The sequence below is a fragment of the Pseudomonas fluorescens group sp. PF-69 genome (assembly GCF_054481235.1).
This window is the reverse complement of sequence record NZ_JBTMNC010000001.1, coordinates 5777461-5801308: the sequence shown is the minus strand read 5'-3', so window position 1 is coordinate 5801308 and position 23848 is coordinate 5777461. Positions and strand designations below refer to the sequence as shown.

General features: G+C 53.1%; 19 protein-coding genes and 1 pseudogene. 16 read left to right on the top strand and 4 right to left on the bottom strand.

What is annotated here, in order from left to right:
- Positions 1-184 precede the first annotated feature (184 nt).
- From ACX3YF_RS27045 to ACX3YF_RS27005, 9 genes are all read left to right on the top strand, one after another.
- The gene (locus ACX3YF_RS27045; protein ID WP_458974619.1) at positions 185-1891 is read left to right on the top strand and encodes a ShlB/FhaC/HecB family hemolysin secretion/activation protein; all 1707 of its coding nucleotides are present in this window, start codon (positions 185-187) and stop codon (positions 1889-1891) included.
- A gap of 23 nt (positions 1892-1914) precedes the next feature.
- Complete coding sequence (locus tag ACX3YF_RS27040; RefSeq protein ID WP_458974618.1) at positions 1915-12669, top strand: hemagglutinin repeat-containing protein; 10755 nt, start codon at positions 1915-1917, stop codon at positions 12667-12669.
- A complete protein-coding gene (locus tag ACX3YF_RS27035) occupies positions 12666-12983 on the top strand; it encodes a hypothetical protein (RefSeq protein ID WP_458945493.1) in 318 nt (105 codons plus the stop codon). The genes ACX3YF_RS27040 and ACX3YF_RS27035 overlap by 4 nt, the downstream gene beginning before the upstream one ends.
- A 418-nt stretch (positions 12984-13401) precedes the next feature.
- Positions 13402-13629 (top strand): hypothetical protein, encoded by a 228-nt coding sequence (locus ACX3YF_RS27030; RefSeq protein WP_458974617.1) that lies wholly within the window; start codon positions 13402-13404, stop codon positions 13627-13629.
- A 44-nt stretch (positions 13630-13673) separates the two neighbouring features.
- A complete protein-coding gene (locus tag ACX3YF_RS27025; RefSeq protein WP_458974873.1) occupies positions 13674-14060 on the top strand; it encodes a toxin glutamine deamidase domain-containing protein in 387 nt (128 codons plus the stop codon).
- A complete protein-coding gene (locus tag ACX3YF_RS27020) occupies positions 14060-14335 on the top strand; it encodes a YrhB domain-containing protein (RefSeq protein WP_458974616.1) in 276 nt (91 codons plus the stop codon). Before ACX3YF_RS27025 ends, ACX3YF_RS27020 begins: the two co-directional genes overlap by 1 nt.
- Positions 14336-14569: 234 nt before the next feature.
- Entirely contained in the window at positions 14570-14797 is a 228-nt protein-coding gene (locus ACX3YF_RS27015) for a hypothetical protein (RefSeq protein ID WP_175437652.1), read from the top strand.
- Positions 14797-15288, top strand: a complete 492-nt coding sequence (locus ACX3YF_RS27010; protein ID WP_458945494.1) for a hypothetical protein — start codon at positions 14797-14799, stop codon at positions 15286-15288. The genes ACX3YF_RS27015 and ACX3YF_RS27010 overlap by 1 nt, the downstream gene beginning before the upstream one ends.
- Positions 15289-15595: 307 nt before the next feature.
- On the top strand, positions 15596-16231 hold the full coding sequence (locus ACX3YF_RS27005; RefSeq protein ID WP_223272692.1) for an SMI1/KNR4 family protein: 636 nt from the start codon (positions 15596-15598) through the stop codon (positions 16229-16231).
- A 79-nt stretch (positions 16232-16310) separates the two neighbouring features.
- On the opposite strand, the gene ACX3YF_RS27000 is transcribed toward ACX3YF_RS27005, so the two are convergent.
- Positions 16311-16658 carry a transcriptional regulator gene (locus tag ACX3YF_RS27000; protein ID WP_130209042.1) on the bottom strand — a complete coding sequence of 116 codons (348 nt, stop codon included), beginning with the start codon at positions 16656-16658 and terminating at the stop codon, positions 16311-16313.
- Positions 16659-16875: 217 nt separating this feature from the next.
- On the opposite strand from ACX3YF_RS27000, the gene ACX3YF_RS26995 reads away from it, so the two are divergent.
- The 4 genes and pseudogenes from ACX3YF_RS26995 to ACX3YF_RS26980 all read left to right on the top strand — a co-directional run.
- The gene (locus tag ACX3YF_RS26995) at positions 16876-17280 is read left to right on the top strand and encodes a hypothetical protein (protein ID WP_130209040.1); all 405 of its coding nucleotides are present in this window, start codon (positions 16876-16878) and stop codon (positions 17278-17280) included.
- Between the two features lie 220 nt (positions 17281-17500).
- A complete protein-coding gene (locus ACX3YF_RS26990; RefSeq protein WP_458974615.1) occupies positions 17501-18031 on the top strand; it encodes a contact-dependent growth inhibition system immunity protein in 531 nt (176 codons plus the stop codon).
- Positions 18032-18187: 156 nt separating this feature from the next.
- Positions 18188-18811 carry a hypothetical protein gene (locus ACX3YF_RS26985; protein WP_458945489.1) on the top strand — a complete coding sequence of 208 codons (624 nt, stop codon included), beginning with the start codon at positions 18188-18190 and terminating at the stop codon, positions 18809-18811.
- A gap of 874 nt (positions 18812-19685) precedes the next feature.
- A pseudogene (locus tag ACX3YF_RS26980) lies at positions 19686-19820 on the top strand (transposase); the annotation flags it as partial.
- A 300-nt stretch (positions 19821-20120) separates the two neighbouring features.
- Here ACX3YF_RS26980 and ACX3YF_RS26975 read toward each other — a convergent pair.
- On the bottom strand, positions 20121-20369 hold the full coding sequence (locus tag ACX3YF_RS26975) for a helix-turn-helix domain-containing protein (RefSeq protein ID WP_458945488.1): 249 nt from the start codon (positions 20367-20369) through the stop codon (positions 20121-20123).
- The gene (locus tag ACX3YF_RS26970; RefSeq protein WP_458945487.1) at positions 20366-20557 is read right to left on the bottom strand and encodes a hypothetical protein; all 192 of its coding nucleotides are present in this window, start codon (positions 20555-20557) and stop codon (positions 20366-20368) included. The genes ACX3YF_RS26975 and ACX3YF_RS26970 overlap by 4 nt, the downstream gene beginning before the upstream one ends.
- A gap of 306 nt (positions 20558-20863) precedes the next feature.
- On the opposite strand from ACX3YF_RS26970, the gene ACX3YF_RS26965 reads away from it, so the two are divergent.
- The 3 genes from ACX3YF_RS26965 to ACX3YF_RS26955 all read left to right on the top strand — a co-directional run bounded on the left by ACX3YF_RS26965 (position 20864) and on the right by ACX3YF_RS26955 (position 22975).
- Positions 20864-21211 (top strand): hypothetical protein, encoded by a 348-nt coding sequence (locus ACX3YF_RS26965; protein ID WP_458974614.1) that lies wholly within the window; start codon positions 20864-20866, stop codon positions 21209-21211.
- 255 nt (positions 21212-21466) lie between these two features.
- Positions 21467-22168 carry a transposase gene (locus ACX3YF_RS26960; protein ID WP_196585002.1) on the top strand — a complete coding sequence of 234 codons (702 nt, stop codon included), beginning with the start codon at positions 21467-21469 and terminating at the stop codon, positions 22166-22168.
- Positions 22169-22246: 78 nt separating this feature from the next.
- Positions 22247-22975: a hypothetical protein gene (locus ACX3YF_RS26955; RefSeq protein WP_458952460.1), complete on the top strand. Its 729-nt coding sequence runs from the start codon at positions 22247-22249 to the stop codon at positions 22973-22975.
- Between the two features lie 380 nt (positions 22976-23355).
- On the opposite strand, the gene ACX3YF_RS26950 is transcribed toward ACX3YF_RS26955, so the two are convergent.
- Positions 23356-23757 carry a GFA family protein gene (locus ACX3YF_RS26950; RefSeq protein WP_458945484.1) on the bottom strand — a complete coding sequence of 134 codons (402 nt, stop codon included), beginning with the start codon at positions 23755-23757 and terminating at the stop codon, positions 23356-23358.
- Positions 23758-23848: the final 91 nt, after the last annotated feature.

Here is a 23848-nt window from a genome sequence, read left to right as displayed (position 1 = left end):
CCATTTGTGTTTCCTCCGACATTGTTCCAGGAGATTTCCCGCCGAAGCGCCGGAGCCGTCCGGTTTTTGTGGTGAGGGTGATTGATTAGAGTGTTCGAGACTAACGGATAATTGATGCCTGAATAGTGGCTAATTAGTATCCGGCCATCATTGTGCTATCACTTGCCATTTCGAGGGATCGAACATGCAACCACCCGCCCTTGTGGCGAGGTTGGGCCTGGCTTTGCTATGCCTTTCTCCACTCAATACCGTCCACGCCGCGCCCACTCCCGGTGATACCGACCTGATCCGTGAGCGTCAGGATCGCTTGCTCGAAGAGCAGCGCCGGCGCCTTGAAGAGCTCAAGGAGTTGCCGGGCAAGCCCGCCAAGCCGGTTCAACCGGCAGCCCCGGCCGACGCCCGTTGTTTCCCCATCAAGGACATCGAACTCAAGGGTGCCGACAGCCTGTCCGCTGCCGAGCGCGAGCGTTTGCTCAAGCCGTACATCGGCCAGTGCCTGGGCGTTGCGCAGCTCAATGAGCTGCTCAAGGTCATCACCGACCACTACATCGAAAAAGGCCTGGTCACCAGTCGCGCCTACCTGCCGCAGCAGGATCTGTCCGGCGGGCATCTGAAGGTGCTGGTGGTCGAGGGCCGGCTCGAAGGGTTGAAGGGCGCGCAGGGCAGCCAGCTGTCGGAGCGGGAACTGGGGATGGCTTTCCCCGGTAAGCGCGGTGATCTGGTCAATCTGCGGGAAATCGAGCAGATGGTGGATCAGTTGAACCGCTTGCCATCGAATCAGGCGCAGATGGAATTGTCCCCGGGGGAGAACGTCGGTGGCAGCGAAGTGTTGGTCAAGAACACCCCGCAGAAGCCGTGGCGTGCCGGGTTGTCCCGCAGCAATGACGGCCAGCGCAGCACCGGTGAGCAGCAATGGGGCACTACCTTTGACTGGGACAGTCCGCTGGGCCTGGCCGATCAACTGATGCTGCGCGGCGGTCACGATGCAATGACCGATCACCAGCACACCTCCAGCAACGCGATGCTCTCTTACAACGTGCCGTGGGGCTGGTGGAACTTCAGTTACACCTACAGCCAGAGCGAGTACCGCTCGCAGATCGCTGCCAATGGTTACAACTTCAAGCAGACCGGCGACAGCGAGAACCATCAACTGCGCGCCGAGCGAGTGATCCATCGCGATGCGGTGAGCAAGACCTCGCTCAACGCTGGCTTGTCCTACCTGCGCACCAATAACTTCATCGAAGACAGCAAGCTCAAGCTGAGCAGCAACCGCATCAGCGAAATGCAGTACGGCATCAACCATGGCCGTCGGGTCGGCAGCGCTTTTATTAACCTCGACCTCGGCATGCAGGAAGGTATCGGCGCGCTGGATGCCCAGGGCAATCACCATCCGGGACCGGGTGAGCCGAACGCGCGCTACCGCAAATACACCGCCACAGCGACATACCAGCAGCCGTTCAAGGTCTGGGGCGAGTCCTTCAATTTCACCAGCCTGATGACTGGCCAACGCAGTGAGGATGTGCTGTTCAGTCCGCAACGCACCAGTCTCGGCGGGCTGTCCTCCATTCGTGGCTACAAGGACCAATCGCTGTCCGGCGACAGCGGTGGATACTGGCGCAACGACTTGCGCTGGACCCGCCCCGTCACCCTGGAATGGCTGCACCCGGTGTTCGCCGAGTACGGCACCAGCCTCGGTTACGACCAGGGAGTGATCAGCGCCAATCGCTACAACGGCGATCAGCACGGGCGCATGTCCAGCAACTCCGTGGAGCTGTTCGCCCGAGGTCAGCATGTGGCCGCCAGCGTGACCTTTGCCCACTCCCTTGAGCGCCCGGACGCCCTGACCGAGCGTGAAGCACCGATCTATTTCAGTGTGGATTTTTTCCTCTGATAACGACTCTTTGAGACCTCGACATGGATGTTCGCCACTTCGCTTTTCTTGCTCGCCAGCCATCTGCCGTGGTGAAAACCCGTGAACGCTTCTGCGGCATGCCCAAACGCGGGCTGGCGTTCCTGTTGGCCAACGTCATGTTCTGGCAACCGGTCTGGGCGCAAGCCGACGGCATCGTGGTCGCCACGCCCGGCACCACGCTGGATCATGCTGGCAACGGTGTGCAGATCATTAACATCGCCACCCCCAATGGCAGTGGCCTGTCCCATAACCAATTCGTTGAATACAACGTCAGTGCCCAGGGGCTGATTCTCAACAACGGCTCAACCCAGACGTCGGCCACGCAGTTGGGCGGCATCATCATCGACAACCCGCACCTGAAAAACAGTGGCTCGGCGCAGGCGATCCTCAACGAAGTCATTGGTGGCAGCCCCAGTCAGTTGCGCGGTTACACCGAAGTCGCGGGGCAGTCGGCACGCGTCATCGTTGCCAACCCCTATGGCATCACCTGCAACGGTTGCGGTTTCATCAACACCCCGCGGGTCACGCTGACCACCGGCAAACCGGTGCTCGATGGCGGTGGACGCCTGGACCGCTTCCAGGTCGATCAAGGCAGTGTGTCGATCGAGGGTGACGGCCTGAACGCCGACAACATCGACCGTTTCGAAATCATTACCCGCAGCGCGAAAATCAACGCCGAGATCCAGGCAAAGAACCTGACCATCGTCACCGGCCGCAACGACGTCAACGCCGACAGCCTCAACGCCACCGCCCGCGCTGAAGACGGCAGCGCCAAGCCACAACTGGCCATCGATTCCTCGGCACTGGGCGGCATGTATGCCGGGGCGATCAAGCTGGTGGGCACCGAGGCGGGTGTCGGGGTGAAGCTGGCCGGCAACCTGGCGGCCAGTGGCGGTGATATCCAGATCGACGCCAATGGTCACCTGAGCCTCGTGCAGACCTCGGCTGCCGGTGCAGTCAGTGTCAAAGCTGCCAGCCTGGAGACTCAGGGGGCGGTGTATGGCGGCAGCTCCGTCAACGTTCAAACTCAAGGCAACCTGACGATTCAGCAAACTGTTGCAGCCCGGGACAGCGTTGCCCTGAGCGCCGGTGGGCAGTTGACCAATAACGGCATCATTGAAGCCGGGGTCAATGCCGATAACAGCCGTAACGCCAATGGCGATGTCAGTCTGAGCGCGCAGACGCTCGACAATACCGGCAAAACGGTGGTGGCCAGCCGCAACCTGACGGTCAATACCGCGCAGACGTTGACCAACCAGGGCGGTACGTTGAGCGCCGCGCAAGCCGCAAACATGACCGCCGGAACTCTGGACAACCAGAACAATGGCCGGGTGTTGAGCAATGGCAGCCTCAACCTCACGGCCAATCAGGTGCTCAATGGCAGCGGTCTGATCACCAGTACCGGCCAACTCAGTGCAACCCTTGGCCACCTGAACAATCGCAATGGTGAATTATCGAGCCTGGCCACCGCGACGCTGCGCATGGCGACTCTGGATAACGTGGCGGGACTGGTGAACGCCGGTCAGGTTCTGAGCATCAACGCCACGGGGTTGGTGAACAACCAGAACGGCAAACTGACCAGCCTCGACAGCCTGAACGTCAACGCCGGTAAGGTCGATAACAGCAACAAGGGTCGGATCGCCAGCAACAAGGCCCTGACGGCCACCGTCAACAGCCTCGACCAACACGATGGCGGACAACTCACCAGTGGCACGTTGCTGACCCTGGATCTGAATCACGGCGAACTGAACAACCAGAACGGTTTAATCAACGCCCCGGTGCTGGTGCTGAAAAATCTCGCGCAGGTGGACAACCGCAGCGGCGAAATTTCCAGCGCCCAGGCTTTTACGCTGGCGGCCGACAGCCTGGACAACAGCAACGGCAAACTGGTCGGCAATCAGGCAGTGACCCTGCGCGTGCAGCAGGCGCTGACCAATCTCAAAGGTCTGATCGCTGCGGCCAACGTCGACGTACAGGCCGGCAGCCTGAACAACAACGGCGGCACCCTTACCAGTCGGGCCGACGTCGCCCTTCAGGTTAACGGGCAGCTCGACAATCAGGACCAAGGACTGATCAACGCCGCCCACAACCTGAGCATCACCGCCGCCGGCTTGAATAACCAGAGCGGCGGCTCGTTGCTGGGCAGCGCGATAGCCATCGATTTCAGCGGTGCCATGGGCGATCTGAATAATGCCAAAGGCCTGATCACCACCACCGGCCAGTTGAGCATCCGCAACCTGCGGGACCTGAACAACCAGGGCGGCGAACTCTCCAGCAGTCAAAGTTATACGTTGACCGGGCGTAATCTGGACAATAGCGACGGCATGCTTTTCAGCCGTCAACAACTGGACGTCACCGCCGAGACCACCACCAACCTCAATGGCCTGATCTCTGGCTGGCAAGGCGTGAGCCTTTTGGGCGGCAGCCTCGACAACCGCAATCGCGGCACGTTATCGAGCCGTGACGGTGACGTGCTGGTAGATCTCACCGGCGCGGTGCGTAACGGCAATGAGGGGGCCTTGGTCAGTCACGGTACGCTGAAGGTCACGGCGGCCAGCCTCGACAACAGCGAAAAAGGCATTCTATCCAGTGGCGGTGCGCAAACCTTCGTCATTGCCGGGACACTGGATAACAGTCAGGGTGGCCTGATCGACAGCGGTGCCGGTCTGGGTATCCAGGCCACCTTCCTCAACAACGCCAATGCCACCATCAATGCTCAGGAAGGCATCAGTTTTACCGGTACGGACCTGAACAACGGCGCTGGCAGCCTGGCTGGCAATGGCGCGGTCACCCTTGATCTGCTCGGCACCTTGACCAATACCAACGGCCAATTGGCCAGTCTCGGCCCGCTGGTGATTACCCGCGCCAATCAGATCGACAACCAGGGCGGCAAGCTGGCCAGCCAGGGACTTCTGAACCTGTTGACCGGCGGCCTCGACAACCGCAATGGCGGTACTGTTGCAGCCAACAAACTGCTGACCCTCACTGCCAGTGGTACGGTGCAAAACAGTGCGAACGGTCTGATTTTCAGCCGCGACGCTGGCCTGACCTTGAATGCCGCCAGCCTCGACAACGCCAAAGGCAGCCTGCAAAGCCAGGGCGATCTGACAGTAAAAACCAGTGGTGCCATCGATAACCAGAGCGGGCGCATCGTCGCCAAGGACGGTAACCTCGACATCACCGCTGCCAGCCTCGACAGCCGCGGCGGCGTGCTCTCCAGCCTGCAAGGCGCCTTCAGCAGCCACATCACGGGTGTACTGCGCAACGGCTATGACCTGAACAACAATCGTCAGGGCGGGATCATTCAGGCCCAGAGCCTGGACCTCAAGGCACTGGCCGGCATCGACAACTACGGCGGGCGGATCACCGCGCAAACCGGTGATGCCATCGTCGATGCCGGCACCAACGGCAACTTCGACAACCGCAATGGGGGTCTCTACGCCAAGGGGTTGGTCAGCGTCACGGCTAAAGACTTCGACAACAGCGGCGACAACGACGGGCAGATTGCCGGGCAGCAGGTCGATCTGAGCCTGCGCGGCGCATTGAACAACCGCCTGGGCATCATCGAAAGTGAAAGCACACTGACCATCACCGCTGCCAGCCTCGACAACCATAACGGTCAACTTCGCGCGCTGGGTAGCAATGGCAAAACCTCATTTACCATCGGCGGCCTGTTCGACAACCGCAACGGCACGGTGGAATCCGCCAACAACGACCTGACCCTCGGTGCTGGTGGTTTGTTGAACGTCGGCGGCAATGTGCTGCATGTCGGCACCGGCATTTTTGATATCGCCACCGGACTACTGGGCAGTGCCGGCGGCAACTTCGTCACTCGCGCTGGCCTGACCCTGACTGCTGACAGCTGGACCAACAGCAGCGTGATTCAGGCCGATCGGCTGACCGTCAACATCAACAGCCTCAACCAGACGGCCAGCGGTCAACTGCTGGCCGTCAGCACACTGACCGGTAACGGCGGTAACTGGAATAACGATGGCCTGATCGCGAGTGACGACAGCCTGAGCCTGACGCTCGGTGGCACGTACTCGGGCAATGGCCGGGTCAGCAGCCTGGGAACGTTTGGCCTTAGCGCTGCACAACTGAACGTCAGCGCGGCCGCCAGCATTGCCGGTGGGGGGGACACCACCGTGTCAGTGGGTGGCCAACTGAACAACGCCGGTCGCTTGACGTCTGCTGCCAACCTTACCGTGAACGCCGGCGGCCTCTATAACACGGGGACCCTGGGCAGTGGTCAAGGGTTGACTGTGACCACCGGGTCGGTGGTCAATGATCACGGGCTGATCTTCAGCGGCGGCAACATGAGCCTGCGGGTCAATGCGCTGAACAACAGCTACGCCAACATCTACAGCCTGGGCAATCTCACGATTGACCGTAACGGGCAAGGCGCCCAGGCCGACAGCATCGTCAACAGTTCGGCGTCGATTCAAAGCGACGGCAGCATGAGCCTGGCGGCGAGTACGATCCAAAACATCCGCGCAGTGCTGACCACCAGCAACCAGGGCATCTACACCGCCAAAATTGACGAAATCACCTGTATCGAAGGGGTCAATGCCGGTGATTGCAGCGGCAAGCAAAACCATGTCTGGGAGATCGTGCAGCGCGACAAATTCGAAGTCACTGAGGCCAGTGCCGCGTCCAGCATCACGGCGGGCGGGAACCTTGCCCTGAGCGGTGGTGACCTGCTGAACCAGAGCAGCACCATTGCCACCGGCGGCAATCTGAGTGCCTCGCTGGTCAACCTCACCAACAGCGGCATCGAGACCGGCGAAACCGAGACCACCCGGGTGTTTCGCTCCGAACGCACCCGCAACGCCAGCGGATGGTACAGCGCGGCCAGTAATTTCACCGACAAGTACTGGTTCGAAAGCGCGGGCTATAACCCCAACGACGTGGGTGGTCTTGAGGCCGGATTGGCCAACTTTATCGGCATGACCGAAATGGAGTATCCGAACTTAGGCAGCTCCACGAAAATCGCCTCCAGCGACCAAAGCTACGCCGCCGTGATCCAGGCTGCGGGCGCGGTCAACATCAACGCCCAGAACAATATCGATAACAGTGTCGTACGCCCTGGCTACACCTATGTGGGCAGTGGTCCGCGCACCGGCACCGGTGCTTCGGGCAGCCAGTTCTCCACCCGCATCACCCTGAACCAACAACTGCCGCCCGACCTGGCTCAACAGCAGGTCAACCCGGTCAGCCTGCCCACCAGCCAGAACGGCCTGTTCCGTCTGAGCCAGGAAAGCAGCACCACCCCGACCGGCACCGGCCCACAAAGCTGGACCCTCACCGGCGCCACCGTCACCTCGTCCACCAGTACACCGGTCACGATCAACCGCGTGAAAGGCCTGCCGAGCAACGCCGGAAAGTCCCAGCCGCACAAGTACCTGATCGAAACCAACCCGGTGCTCACCGACCTCAAGCAATTCATGAGCTCGGACTACCTGCTGTCCAACCTGGGTTACGACCCCGATCAAAGCGCCAAACGCCTGGGTGACGGTCTTTATGAACAACGCCTGATCCAGCAAGCCGTGGTTGCCCGTACCGGCCAGCGCTTCATCGATGGCCAGACCTCCGACGAGGGCCTGTTCAAGTACCTGATGAACAACGCCATCGCCAGCAAACAGGAGCTCAACCTGTCGCTCGGCGTCAGCCTGACCTCCGAACAAGTTGCGGCCCTGACCCACGACATTGTCTGGATGGAAAACGCCGAAGTGAACGGCGAACAAGTGCTGGTGCCGGTGCTGTACCTGGCCAACGCCAACAACCGCCTGGCCGCCAACGGCGCGCTGATCCAGGGCAGCGACGTGACCCTGATCGCCGGCAAGGATCTGAACAACGCCGGCACCTTGCGCGCCTCCAACAACCTGTCGGCCACCGCCGGCAACGACCTGGTCAACAGCGGGCTTGTCGAAGCGGGCAATCGCCTCGACCTGCTGGCCGGCAACAACCTCACCAACAAGGCCGGCGGCATCATCGCCGGTCGTGACGTATCGGTGGCCGCCACCCGGGGCGATGTGATCAACGAGCGCACCGTCACCACCCACGAAAGCAGCAGTGGTTATCGCAGCGAGCGCACCGACTTCGTCGACAACGCCGCGCGCATCGAAGCGGCCAACAGCCTGACGATCAACGCCGGGCGGGACATCAACAACGTTGGCGGCGTAGTGAAGAGCGGTGCTGATACCACGATTAGTGCCGGTCGCGACGTCAACCTCACATCAGCCGAACAGATCGTCAGCGGCGAGCGCGGGCGGCATCGGGATCAGACCATTACCCAATATGGCTCAGACGTGGATGTGGGGCAGGACCTGAAGGTCAACGCCGGCCGGGATATCACCGCCATCGCCAGCCAGATCGAGGCCAAACGCGATGTGAGCATGAGCGCTGTTGGCGATCTGACACTGGCTTCGGCGGCGGATGAGCAGCATTCGTATGACAAGACCAAGAAGGTGACGAGTCAGGAGGATCATGTTCAGCAGATTTCCACCACTGTTAATGCGGGGGGCAGCATCGCCCTCGGCGCGGGCAAGGATCTGGACCTGATTGCCAGCCGGGTGAGTGCGGGGGATGAAGCCTACCTATACGCCGGCGGTGATGTGAATCTGGAAACAGCAGACGACGTTGACTACTCCTACTACTCGAAAACTAAGAAGGGCTTGTTCGGCAAGAAAAAGTCGAAGCTGACCGAGAGCGAAGCAGACGTATCCGTCAGCTCGAGTGTTTCGTCCGAGAAAAAACTGGTGATCTCTGCCGGTGAGGATTTCAACGCCATCGGCGCCAAGCTGAACAGCGATGGAACGTTGCTCGTCACAGCGGGTGGTGACATCAATCTCGATGCCGCCGAAGACTACGCAAGCCAGGCTAATGCATCGTCCAAGAGGGGATGGTCCTCCAGTAAGTCCAGCAGTTCGGAAGTCACGCAGACCCGTTTGAACAGCACCGAGCTGGTCGCCAAAAACATCGAGCTGAAAGCTGACAACGACATCTCGCTGACGGCCGCTGCACTGCGTGCTGAAGAAGCGGTGAAACTCACCGCCGGCAACGACGTATTGATTGGTGCCGGCGAGGAAACGCAAACAACCGCACAATCGAAAAGCTCCAGCAAGACCGGTGCAACGTTCACGGGCTTGCTGTCTTCCACGCAAAAAACGCAGCAAAGGCAAACGACCTCCACCCAAAGCATCGGCAGTGATATCAGTGGCGGCAGCATTCAGATCAAGAGTGGCCGCGACACTGTTGTCGAAGGCAGTACGCTGGTGGCCGACAAGAACATCGGCATCGATGCCGGTCGCAATCTGGAGATCACTAGCGCTGAAAATACCGAGACTTCGAGCTCCAAATCCGGCAGTAAAAAAGTCGGTGAAATAGGCTCCTGGTGGCAGGGTGCGACGGGGATCGTCAAGCAGAAAGAAGCCAATCAATACACCTCGACCCGCCAGTCGGGCAGCCAGGTCGCATCGCTGGGCGGCAATATCAGCCTGACCGCGGGTGACCATTACACCCAAACCGCCAGCCACGCAGTCGCGCCTCAAGGTGATATCGGCATTTCCGCCAAGCATGTCGATGTCGTGGCCGGCTACGACACCTTGAAATCCACTAAAACCGCCAGCACGAGCCGCACGGCGATCGGCGGAACGGTGAGTATTCCGTTGCTTGATGCACTCCGTGGCATTCAGAAGATGGGGGAGGCGGCGCAGAAAACCAGTGATGACCGAATGGTTGCTTTGGCTGCCGTGAATGCGGCGATGAGTGCCAAACAGGCTGTGGACGCCGGGCGGGCACTGATGAACGCCCCGAAAACCGCAGTCAAGATCAGCGTCAATCTCAGTGACAGCCGCAGTCATAGCAAAAGCAGCCAAAGCGGTCGCAATGTAGTGGGCAGCGATGTAGTGGCTGGCGGTAACGTCAAGGTCGTTGCCACTGGTGATGGTGCGAACAGCGATATCAACGCAGTCGGCAGCCGGATCGAGGGCGGCGGTGATGTCAGTCTCAAGGCTGACGGTGAGATTAACCTGTTGTCGACGCAAAACACGGCGCATCAGGAAAGCGCCAATAGCAATTCTGGCTGGAGTGCCGGAATCGGGATTGCTTTTGGTGGGACGCAAAACGGCATTTTGTTCGAACTGGCGGCCAATGCCGGGCGTGGTATGGCTGACGGCGACGACGTCACTCAAACCAATACACATATCAAGGGTGGCAACAGCGTCAAACTGGAGAGTGGTGGGGACACCAACATCAAAGGTGGGGTCGTCTCCGCTGACCAGGTCAAAGTCAAAGTGGGTGGCGATCTAAACGTTGAGAGCCTGCAGGACACCAGCACCTACACCTCCAAACAATCGAGCGCAAACGTCGGTGTCAGTATCTGTGTTCCCCCATTCTGTAATGGCATCAGCAGTGTCAGTGCCGGTGTCGCTACGCAACATATGCACAGCGATTACGCCAGCGTCAGCGAACAGTCAGGAATCAAGGCCGGTAATGGTGGCTTCCAGGTCGAAGTCGCAGGCAATACCGATCTCAAGGGGGCCGTCATCGCGAGTACCGATAAAGCGGTGGCTGATGGCAAAAACACCTTGGAAACCGGGACGCTCACTACCTCTGACATCAAAAACAAGGCCGAGTACGACGCCACAAGCGTCAACTTGAGTGGTGGATACGGCGGTCAGATAGGCCAGGATGACAAAGGCAATGCCAGCTCAACGGCCAACGCAAATGGACCCAGGGTGCCAAGTAAAGATGGGTGGAGCGCGAATGCACCGGTGGTGCTCTATGCCGGTGACAACTCCAGCAGCACCACCTACAGCGGGATTAGCGACGCGGCCGTCACCATCACCAATACCACCAAGCAACAAGCGTTGACCGGTCAGACAGCAGAGCAGGTGGTCGCGGCAATCAACACCAATGTCTCTAGTGATCGGGACGGCAGTAACAACCTCAAGCCGATCTTCGACGCGCAAGAAATCGGCGTGGACTTCGAAATTGTCGGCAAGTTTGTGCAGAACGTTTCTCAGTACATCGCGAGTCGGGCGCTAGAAATTGATCAGAAGAAGGAGCAGGCCACCAAGGAAAAGGTCGCAGCTGATAACGAAAGTTTGCCTGCTGCTGAGCGGATCGCGCACCACGAGAACTACCTGCTACTCAATCAGCAGATCAAGGAGATCGGCGATGACTGGGGAGCCGGAGGCACTTACCGGCAAATCGCAACAGCCCTGGTCGCCGGTATCAGCGGAAATGTGGCCGGAAGCGGCGCGCAGTTTGCCCAAAACATGGTGGTCAACTACGTACAGCAGCAAGGTTCGGCGTATATCGGCGAACTGGTGAAAAAGGGCCTGAAGGAAGGCAGTCCTGAGCACGCAGCCCTACATGCGATTCTCGGCTGTGCAGGTGCTGCCGCCAGCAACCAGAGCTGTTCGGCTGGAGCCTTGGGCGGCTCCGCCGCCAGCCTGCTGGCAGGTTTGTTTGCGGATGCTGATCCAAACGAAACCGCTGTGGAGCGTGAAGCCAAACGCAACATCATCACCAGCCTGGTGACCGGTATTGCGGCCATGAGTAACCCCAACGGTGCGGCGACCGCCAACAATGCGGCCATGGCGAACGTTGATAACAATTGGTTGGCGACGCAGCAATACGTGCAGGCAAAAAAAGAGATTGACGCCGAACCCAGTATTCTCAAAAAACTGGCGATCGCTGGAAAGTGGCAGATCACTTCACTGCGGCAGGATCTGCTGACAGGCTCGGGCGCCCTCAAAGGCTTCACGGACGGCATGGCGGGCGCAGGCTTGGGTACTTTGGATAGTGCCGTCACACTCTTGACTGATCCTGTACAGAGTTGGGAAGCCGTCAAAGAGTTTGCATCCTCCAAAGAGGCGAGGGCGTTGCTGGGTGATGCAGTCGCCGCTGCGTTCAAGTCTCAAGTTGACCAGATTGGAAAGGCGGTCGTCGAAGGCGGCGACGAAAATGCGGAAAATCTCGGCAAGCAAATGGGTCAAGCGGTGGCGCTTGTTGCTCAGATGATGATTGGCGGGGGGAGCAGTTCTGCGGAGAGTGCGCTTGCTCTCTCGCGAATGGGGATCGATGTTTCGGTCGACACGGTCAAAAAAATCGGTGCATCGTTTGATATCAACGTTGTCAAAAATGATATAAACAAGCTGCAGGATTTGATGCCGGATTCGGATGTGCCGGTGCTTGATCCGACGAAGCCGGTAACGCCGCCTAAAACCGCAGGTGGTGCAAAAGACGGAATCAGACTGGCTAGTGTTGAGGTCGATGTAGCCAAAGCCAGTAAAGGAACACCCGAATACAAAATACTGAATGATCCGCCACCCAATAGCCAAGTCAAGCTAAGCAATGGCACTGAGTTCAAGACCAATTCAAGCGGTTACGTCGATGAAATCACCTACAGTCCATCGTTGGATAAAGGGGGCCGTGATTCGCGCCAAACCGCAGTCGGTAAGGAAGGGTTGCCAACGGATGTTGGGGGGCACATCCAGGGTTGCCAATTTGGTGGTACCTGTGACCGATTCAACCTCTTTCCGCAGGATGGAAATTTCAATAATTCTGCCTACAAGCGGTGGGAGACGGAAATCAAGAGCGGATTGAATAACGGCGATCAGGTAGGCTCCGTGACAGTGCGCTTTTCTAGAACTGATCCCACGTCAGCAAGACCAGATTCACTAGTTATTGACTACTCGATCAATGGAACAAAAATGCGTAAGTCGTTCAGGAATGAGGCCGGGCAATGAGTATTGAACAACAAGTACAAGTCTTGAATGCTCTCACGCAGATCATGCATGACTCTGCGTGTGGGCAGTACGAAGAGATGCGCTGTGAATTTGAGTATGAAGTTTACGACGGAGGATGGTCTGTAGGTTCTAAATATTCGTTCGTTCGAGATGGCTTTCTTTTCAGTGAACTTCTGGCCGACCCTGAAGATAGAGCTTCCGGGTTCGTACATAAATTGCACGAGCTGATGAAGGCGCACACGGGCGGCGATTGGAAAAAATTTGTACTTGCTATCGACTCTAGTGGTAAAGCGAATACCAAATTCACTTATTAAGTAGGTGCAAAAGGTGGTGAGGCGATTCCAGATTTTTACACGAGAACATCTGGAGAAGCTATTCCTTCAACCGGATATAGGTATGTTTCGTCTGATGCTCCATACCTTCAAGAATTGCTCTCCTCGGGCACAATCCCCGCGAACAGCCGAGGCACTTATATTTCTTTTGATAACCTTGGCTCTGGGGCTGCTGGGAAATTGCAGGTTCCACATGATGCTGCTATTAAAATTGAGTTTGATACAAAGCAAATACTGGATGACGTTAAAATTCCTCAAGGGCAATGGGGCAAAGCTGATCACCTTGAACCTATCACTACGGACTTTCCACAATTTGGACCTGGCGGAGCAACTCAGGCGGTTACCACAAAACCCATCCTCGTTAATAAGGTGATTGATACAAATACCGGGAAGGTGCTTTATGAACGTGGAAAATAGACATGATTGGGAGATTGCCTTCAGAGGGCTAGAGCGATTCTTTGATGAAGGCATGACTTTGTGGCCGAAAGATAAATTTTTCTTACTGTTTCCAAGCGAAACTATCGCAAATAGTCGTTATGTATTGGAGCAGTTGATTAATCTCGAAAAACAAGGAGCCATCTCTTTTGTAGGTACTGACGAGCTGTATATTAAGGTTCTGAATATTTAGACGGTGCAAAAGCGGCAGGGGTTGCGGACGAAACTGCCGGTTCAATAAGGAACGTCAATCCAGGTTATCCAGACGCTGGGCGAACTCATAACTGCGTTAATTGTTCAATTGCTACTGATGCAACACTGGCAGGTAATCCAGCATCTGCATTGCCGATAAACTCTACCAAGGGTGTTCCGTTGACCGTGCTGGAGAAGCAATATGGAGCTAAGTTTAGCGGTGTGTCTTCACCCGAAACCATCACCCAGCACATGATTGATGGTGGGGACGGCGCACGTGGGATTGTGTTTGGCTCCTATGGTCCAGGTCAGCCAGGCCATGTATTCAACGTGGTTAATCAGAATGGGGCTATTCGTTATCTCGATGGGCAGACTGGAAAGCCGGCAAATATGAGTAATTTTAAGACATTGCAGTTACTGAGAACTAACTAATGATTACCTACGAATACGCTTTGGAAAGAGCTAAGGAATATTTGAAAGACTCTGAGATTGCTTTGCAGCTAACACATGAGGGCGAGTTCTCTGAGGGATGGTTTTTTTGCTATCAATCTAAAGAGTATGTGGAGACAGGGAACCTGTCGGCTCAACTGGCTGGAAACGGACCATTCCTGATTGATAAGGAAACTGGAGAGCTTCATGTTTTAGGGACCGCCAAGCCGCTGAAAGAATACCTTGATCACTATGTAATCAGTAAGTCAAAAAAATAAGATTGGTTTTTCGGTGCAAAAGCTACTGGTGGCGCTGCTGGAAAGGTAGATGATCTTGCCTCTACTGGGACACCTGTTCGTCCCACACCCCAAAAATCTGAAATTGATGTCGACGCTGATCTTGGTGCTGGAGCTCGCCCACAAGTCAGTTATAAAAATGGACAAGAAGTTCCTTACGGCACTTCGGGTAGTGTTCGTCCAGACTGGTGTGTAGGTAACGTATGCAGTGTTGAAGTGAAGAACTACAACATTGCAAAAAATCAAAGCGGATTGATTAGTAATGTTTCCAAGCAAGCCATCCAGCGAGCTGAAAACTTACCGCAGGGAATGCAGCAGCAAGTCGTTATTGATGTGCGTGGCCAGATGATAACTGTAGACCAAGAAAGAAATATAATTAAAGGTATTGTTCAGAAGTCGAATGGAGCAATCAAGCCAGAAGCCATTGAATTTAAGAGGAACTGATGAAGCGTGTAGGTTTTCAAGGTGGTAGCTCAATTTTTGAGCTTGGCATGGCTTCGGATATGGTTTGCTTTTTTTCTGTGATTAGAGAAAAAACTGAGCTGTCAGGAAGTGATCTTCTTATATTAGATCGACTGTTTCGTCGCTATTTGCGCCTTGAGGATTTAAAGGGGGCGACGATGTTTATGTTGAAGTCCAAAGAGTGCTTGTCTGGTATTTCTAACTGCATTATTGAGTTGGAAAGCTTGGGGTGGAGTTCAAATAATAGTTGCTTAGATACGACATGCTTAAGTTATGCGGAAGTATTCATTAAGTATTTCGAAGGCTTTGAATATTGCGTTGAATCAGCTAAGGGATTCTATGAGGACTGGGGAGTATACAAACCTGTCAGAACGATTGTTTGTGATATGCCTGATTACATGGTGGAAAAACTTCGTCCATTAGATGAGTATGATAATCTTGGCCCCAATGATCCTCCATTCTGGCTGCGTTAGTTTTTAGGTGGCCATTTCTATGCTGACACCGGCCTTGCGCCGGTGTTTTTGCACCCTATCTGCACCCTGATTGCACTCTTTTTGCATCCTATTTGCATCCTTTCAGCTAGAAAATAAATCTGTCCCCTTTTTTCGAGGTCTTGATCGTGATGAGTATCCACCTGCAATGTTCCAATAAGGTGGCCAAGGGGCCTCTGTAAGACATATCAACCCTAGCGACAATCGTGGGGCTGGTGCTTGTATTGGTGCTCAATGTAGAGGGTTGCCAAACGGAGCGAAGGTTCGAATAGACGTGGTGGATTAGAATATGGCTAGTTTGGATAAATTGTTATCGAACGCAAGTTCATCTTTGAGCGAGCATGAGCCGGAAATGTTAGGGCAATCGCGCAGATTGGCAGGCACTTTAGCTGATCAACTTTTGGGGATGCTGTGTCAGCGTAATGGTTTTTATGCTCTAGAAAGTGCTTTGCATGTATTTCCAACACACTCTAGTCAGAACGAAATTGGTATTTGTGATTGGAACGAGAGTGCTCTGTGGCGCAGTGACTACAAAGGCCTGGCCGATGGTTGCCTTTTTTTTGCTGAAGATGTTTTTGGTGGGCAGTTCTGCATTAAAGATAGCAAGGTCTATACCTTTGACCCAGAAACAGGCTCGTTAGAGTACTTGGCTGATGATATTGAAAGCTGGGTGCAAATGCTCCTCAGTGATTATGAGGTACTTACGGGCTATCCGTTAGCGCATCAATGGCAAAAGCAGAACGGTCAGCTTCCTGCCGGGAAGCGTTTGTTACCTAAGGTGCCGTTCGTACTGGGTGGTGAATTTGTGCTGGATAATTTGTACTTGGCTGATGCTGTAGAGGGGATGAGATTTAGAGCTGATATAGCCATTCAAATTAAAGAGCTGCCGGACGGTGCCCGGATTAGATTAAATATTGACAGCTAATTTTTGATAACGGGTAACAGATTTATATAAAATCATACTCGATCTGACACCGGCCTCGTGCCGGTGTTGTTTTATCTGCTTACTGCAAAACCTCCCGTCCTTCGCTGCTCGCTTTGGTCGTGGCCTGAGCGATCAAGGCATCAAGCATCTGCGCAACGAATTTCTGTTGGCTCTTAGGTAGCTGGTCGATGGCTTCCAGTTGCTGTTGCCATTTCGGAGCGGGGCCACGTTTACGCACAGTGGTTTCCTGCTGCTGACCAAACAGCTCTTCGAGTGTGGTCGAAAGGAGCCGGGCCAGCTCTGGCAACGCCGCTACCTGGATACGCCGCTTGCCGGACTCATAAGTGGAAAAAGGGGACAGATTTATTTTTTCCATTTTTTCTTCTTTGCTACGCTGAAAGCTTCCATGGAAGGAGGAGTCAGACATGCCCAGAATGGGACGTGTTGTATTACCAAACTATCCGCACCACGTTGAAATACAAAACGCCCGATGCGATGCATCGGGCGTTGGGGTGAAACAGGTGTAAACCTATTTCAGGACTAGACAGGTTAGAAAAATAAATCTGTCCCCTTTTTCGCTTTTTCGGTCCCCTTTTTCGTCCCTTTTTCGTCCGTCCCCTTTTTCGTCCAGAGCAGATCAAGCTATGCCAAGGTTGTCATTCGCCATCCGAGTTTTGTTCGCCTTTTGTCTTTTGATCGCTACCGCCAATCACATCCGAGCAGATTTTCAGCATGGGTTGTTCTGGGACTACGGCTATGGGGATAGCGCCTACTGGGCTAGCCGTGTTTTCTGGGGGGCGCTGACTTTTTTTGACCCGCTGGCGGTAGTGCTCCTTTTCATAAAACCAAGGATGGGAATAATCCTCACAGCAGCAATTATTTTGGCTGACGTGGCCCATAACACCTATTACGTCGCACTGAAACAGCAGTGGCTGGAGCCGTTCTATCTGTCGCAAGTGGCGTTTCTTATTGCGGTGTTTCTACTCTCACCTATCGTCTGGAGACGCACCATTCGCCGCGTAGCACTAGCCAACACGATTCGATGGTGAAGCACTCCAATGGCGGGGTAGAAGCTCCCCGATTTCACTTGCCCGCTGGGCGGTAAAAAGGGGCCGGATTTATTTGTTTAGGTAAAAAGGGGACGGATTTATTTGTTTAGCTAGAAAATAAATCTGTCCCCTTTTTTCTCCCAATGGGAACAAATCAATAGAGCCATTGAATATGGTCAGAGCAAAGGCATTACGGTAAAAATTACCAAGGTGAATTAAGATGAACGATGTCGTGAAAACAGCCTGGGCGGATGCAGGAGTCAATAAGGAATTTATTTACGTTAAAACTTATTCTGGCTATCGGAGTAGTCGAGCTGATCCACAGGGTGTCGAGCATCACGCCAGCCCTGAAATCAGTGATCAAGAGTTAGGTGTTGTGGTATTGGATGCGTTGGCCCATAGCCGATTTGTGCTTCCCGAGCCGCGTAAGGATGTCTGGATTCATCCTGAAGCTACGTTTGATATGGATTTATACGACTACGACTTGACCAGTCAACGATATGATCAATGGGTTAGCAGTACTTTGGAGCGCTATGGCTACAAAAATAAGCGTGCATTATTTAAAGATATGAAAAAATGCAGTATCGAAAGTAAGGGGGGCCAGATAACTATTCGTCCTAGCCATCACGAAAAGCTAGAAGCCTGGAGTGGTAAGGGACTAAGTGAGAGTGACTATGTCATTATCCCCAGCGGTAGTAGTCCTTCCGATGTAGGTGCGGCCTTACGCTTGGCTTTTAGTCGGTGCACCTAATGTGTAGGTAAAAAGGGGACGGATTTATTTGTTTAGCTAGAAAATAAATCTGTCCCCTTTTTCTCCTCAGCATTGATTAGTGCTTGCCCCACGACGCAATGCCGAGACGAAATCAAAGCCAACACCATTTCGATCGATGATCCTGTTGCGAAAGAATTGCTGGATGTTTTTAAACATGCGATCTCATACGACATGGTGGGGTTGCTCACCGGTGACCCAAGCAAAATAGCAGTTCCTTCACAGGGGGTTGATAACTGGGGAAGTACCTTTGTCACTGATGATCAGGTTATTCTGGCGCTAAAAATCGCCGAAGGTTCTCTAACGCCTGAAGAAAATGGGAATTTAAAAACATGGGATGAGCAAACGTCCTGGATGGATCGGGCTGCTGGCCGAAAGCTGTCACTTCAAGAGAAGGCTTCCCTTCTCACCGAGCTAACATCTACTGCGGGAATGGCTATACTTGGTGGTGCAAAAGGCATTGGAAGCGGGGCGAGATTTGCCGACAAATCCAAGCTTGATGACCACTTTGCCCGTCATGGCAGTGACTTTGGCGCGAAAAATGCGCTTGAATATCAAGCACAAGCCGATAAATTCTTAACAGCCTCAAAGCCTGCGGGCGTACTTGAAAAAACAAGGGCTAATGGAGACATCGTACGTTACAACCCTGGCACCGATGAATTTGGCGTCGTATCAAGTGGGGGAAGTATTCGCACGTACTATAAGCCTGATCCTGCAGTGCATGGTAAGGGCTCAAATTTGGACTATTTCAATGCCCAATAGTAATCAATCATATGTATGTCCCGTGTGCGGATATCCTGATCTCAATGAGCCGGCGTATGACAGTTTCGGCTGTGCCTCGTACAATATTTGTCCATGCTGTGGGACGGAATTTGGATATGATGATTCGACAGCCGCTCACTCCGACTTACGTAGAAAGTGGATTTCTGAGGGGATGCATTGGTGGAGTAAGCATCAACTCAAACCTAATGAATGGGATCCGGTCAGGCAGCTAAAAAACAATTAAATTCTTATTTATTGGTGAAAAAGGCGCAGTTGGCGCAGTAAGCCTAACGAATGCCACTAAGCTTCGCGGGAAAATTACTGAGCAAGAAATATCAAGTGGCGATGCATTTGAAAACCATTCAGTTCATGTGACATTTCACAATAGACACAACTATTTCGAAACAAATGCAACTGATGCTGTTGATAGAAGCGCGACTAACTATCTCCCAACACTATACTAAAAAGGGGACGGATTTATTTGTTTAGCTAGAAAATAAATCTGTCCCCTTTTTTTCTCCTGTTAAATAGAGAAGTTTTATATGTTGTGTCCAAGGTGTGAGCAGGGAGATATTGTCAAGGCTAAAATTATAGCTGACGACACTTGCTTGTTCGTATGTCAAGAGTGCGAGGCCTCATGGTTTTTATACAAAGACATTGGGGTTAGGGACTTTTTCGACTATGGGACTTATATGGAAAGTCTAGGGCTGAAACCACTATGGAGTGAGTTGCAAATCATTCCTGAGTAGGTGCAAAAGGCGCAGGTACATCCTTAGAGCGAGGTCTTGCCTATGAGGAAAAAGGGGACAGATTTATTTTTTCCATTTTTTCTTCTTTGCTACGCTGAAAGCTTCCATGGAAGGAGGAGTCAGACATGCCCAGAATGGGACGTGTTGTAGTACCAAACTATCCGCACCACGTTGTGCAACGTGGTCATGACCGTCAGGTGGTATTTGCAGCTGCCGAGGATTATCAGCGTTATCTCACGGATCTACGTGAACTCAAAGATGTCACCCAGCCTCAGCAGCGTATTCCCGTGGCGAGCGTACCTGCAGTGTGAAGAGGATTTAGCTATTGTTCACAACATGAAACGGGCGACCCAAAAGGTCGCCCGTTTTCATTTATCCCGCAACCTGCGCCCGCAGCCGCCGACCAATTACATCCATCAAATCACAACCATCACGCAACGGAATGACCGTAACCGCTCCACAAACCCCACATTCAAAATCATCACCTGATCCCCGATGCTGTGCTCCCGATTCCTTTACGAATAAAAAGGAATAAAAAGGGGACGGATTTATTTGTTTAGCTAGAAAATAAATCTGTCCCCTTTTTTCCTAAACAGTTCTTCGAGTGTGGTCGAAAGCAGCCGGGCCAGCTCCGGCAACGCCGCTACCTGGATACGCCGCTTGCCGGATTCATAGGCTTGAATGGTCTGCTGGGACACGCCCAGCCGTTCGGCCAGTTGGGTTTGGGTGATTCCGTGTTCTTTGCGTAGGCGGGCAATCCGCTCACCCAGGGCAATGAAAAATTCACGTTCTTCGCTGGTGATGCTCATGGCTGTCGTCGACGAGATCTGTCGTAAAAAGGGGACGGATTTATTTGTTTAGCTAGAAAATAAATCTGTCCCCTTTTTTTCGCCTTTTTTTCGAGTTGGGTTTGGGTGATTCCGTGTTCTTTGCGTAGGCGGGCAATCCGCTCACCCAGGGCAATGAAAAATTCACGTTCTTCGCTGGTGATGCTCATGGCTGTCGTCGACGAGATCTGTCGTAAAAAGGAGACGGATTTATTTGTTTAGCTAGAAAATAAATCTGTCCCCTTTTTTTCGATGTTCAGGGTTCGCCACTTACTGTGCCCCTGCCTGATACACGGCATTTGGACGCGCATATGCCAGGAGGATTTAGATATAATCCGGGCGGTCCAGGGTCAGCTCTCCCGGCATACCCTCCGAAAAAAGGAGCTGAGTAATGCATTCCATACCGCTAGAGCTTGCGAAGCAAAAGTTAATTTTTTACGTGGCTCAGGATTTGGACCAGATCTATTAGATCTAATGTGCAGCAGCTTGTGAATGAGGTTGCTGCGTCAAGAATATGGAGCGTTACTCCGCCAAGCTTTATTGACGAGATAGACGAGAGTGGTACGGAAGTAGTAGGTGGGATTTTGGAAATTTATTCGGCTTTGCCGCCAAACCTACTTCCTATTGAGATGGACTCAAAAAACCTAGATGATGTAGAGGCGCTGGTAGGTGCCGTAAAAAAACTATCTGAAAATGAAAGTCTTTCCTTTGAGTTTCAGTTAGATACTACTTATGTTGGCGCTATTGAGGACGGTGTTATTGATCGAGTCCTGCTGGACGGTTTGCTAGTACCGTGGCGAAATCACCTCAAAGGGAAAATTTGAGTTGGTGCAAAAGGCGCAGGTGAGGTTGCCTCTATAGGCGGAAAGACCTGTGTTTATAATTGCGTGGTTGATGGCGTGACTCGTTATGTTGGAATAACCGACGACGTAGTTAAGCGCGGTCAAGCTCACCTCAGACAAAAAGGCATCACGATTGACAGCGGGAAAAAGGGGACAAGGGAAAAAGGGGACAGATTTATTTTTTCCATTTTTTCTTCTTTGCTACGCTGAAAGCTTCCATGGAAGGAGGAGCTAGACATGCCCAGAATGGGACGTATTGTATTACCAAACTATCCGCACCACGTTGTGCAACGTGGTCATAACCGTCAGGTGGTATTTGCAGCTGCCGAGGATTATCAGCGTTATCTCACGGATCTACGTGAACTCAAAGATGCATTGGGTGTAAAGGTCTACGCCTATTGTTTGATGACCAATCATGTTCATCTGCTGCTCGCTCCTGGTGACTCGACTACTGGGCTGGGGCAGTTAATGAAAGGCCTTGCGGCGCGTGCGACGCGTTATCGCAATCGACTGGAAGGGCGTTCAGGCACTCTGTGGGAGAGTCGTTACAAATCCAGTGTGGTGCAATCAGACTCCTACTTGCTTGCTTGTTGTCGTTACATTGAATTGAACCCTGTACGCGCTCGAATGGTGGCCGATGCCGCGGATTATCCGTGGTCCAGCTTTGGAATCCGAATCAGTGACAGACCTGATGACCATTGGCTGGATGTTGATCCATGCTTTGCGGCGTTGGGTAACACATCAATGGAGCGGTGCAATCAATACGAGTCATTCATACGCCAAGCTATTCCCGATGAGGAGATCAGATTAATTCGAGATGCCTTGCAGCGTGGTCAGTTGACAGGGACAAGCCGTTTTGTTGACGAAGTGGAGCGGATTGTGGGTTTACGAATAGAACAGCGTGGTCGAGGCCGGCCAAGAAACGGGTTAGAAAAATAAATCTGTCCCCTTTTTTTGGTCCCCTTTTTTTGCTTTTTTTTAAGTGGTTGTTAAAGAATTCAAGTGAGACCAGAAAAGATGAAGCGATTCAAGTTTGTTTTTGATGTCGAGTCGATCAGTGGTTTGCAGATGCTGGCCTTGGTTGAGGAGCTTTTAAATAAGTTTTCTTCCCCCACGGTTTTTTTTCTGCATGGGGTTAAGGTTGATATTAAAACTCTTGAAAAGAAAATATTGAAAAAAAAATCTTGGCCTAGTGGTTTGATGTCTGGTGGGTTTGAGCTCCGATTCGGGTTGCTTCCAGCACTGGGTTATTGCTTTTTGGTGCTAGAAGAATCAGAGGGTCATAGTAATACTAAGTTGGAAGAGGAAATAGGGCCTATTCTCAGTGTTGAAGGTTTTATTCAGGCATGGGTTTCTGATGTCGAATATGATTTTTGGCAGAACGCTACAGACCCTCTAGAGTATGAATGCGTGGGGCGCCCTCTTTCAGGTCTTCCAATGAAGTCTAATGGCTTGCCTCCCCCCTTGGATCAAATGGAAATTGATACCTCAGGGAATCCTGGCCGTAACGTGCTCAGGCAAGGATATATTGAGGCGATTGGAAGCACTATGTGGCTAGGAAACCTCTTCTGGGAGAGAGCTGGTGTGGATAGATTTGCTAGCATTTCGTTGTTGGAAAGCCAGGGATTTAAAGTTTATGAGTGTGGTAATTTTTTTAAAGTTGTAACGTCTGATAAGGTTTTTTCTGATGGTTCAACCCTAGAAAAACAACGTGCTCTCAGGCGGATTTTATTTGGATTAAATTGACGCTTTAGTTGGTGGGGCGAAAAAGGGGACGGCGAAAAAGGGGACAGATTTATTTTTTCCATTTTTTCTTCTTTGCTACGCTGAAAGCTTCCATGGAAGGAGGAGTCAGACATGCCCAGAATGGGACGTGTTGTATTACCAAACTATCCGCACCACGTTGAAATACAAAACGCCCGATGCGATGCATCGGGCGTTGGGGTGAAACAGGTGTAAATCTATTTCAGGACTAGACAGGTTAGAAAAATAAATCTGTCCCCTTTTTCCCGTCCCCTTTTTCCCCTTTTTCCTTTTTCACTATTCACTTTTTCAAGGAGCGGGTTAGAAAAATAAATCTGAGAATCATCTGGCCGGCCTCCCTGACGTGTCGAGTCTGCGCCGGGTCAGGGCAATCGTGGGTGTGAGTCTGCTATTTCGTACCAACTCGCCTTCGAGCCGACACAGCCGTGTTTCTGCTTTCGCACCGTAAACGGCGTATCCAGCGTCCCGAGGGCTATCGAAATCCACTGGGAAAACGAACTCTTTGAATCAGACCAGAACAACGAAGAGCCACAGTTGGAACAGAACTGGCGCAGGACTCCCTCGGACGATGAATAGCCCTTGAGCGTTTCTGCGCCAGTCACGATCGAAAGCGCCGACGCAGAAGCGCTCCCATAGGTCGCGAACGCGGCGCCATGGCCTTTTCGACACTGACTGCAATGGCAATGCGTGACGGCTTTGAGTTCGCCCGAAACGCAATATTTAACGGTGCCGCACAGGCAACTGCCTTGATGCAATTCATCCATGTTCGGTGGTTTCCTCAGATTGTCGCGCGCACTGTAGCGGCCGCCGTCAATCCTGGCGAATAAGTGCGTGTTTAAAGGCGTGCTGCCATTT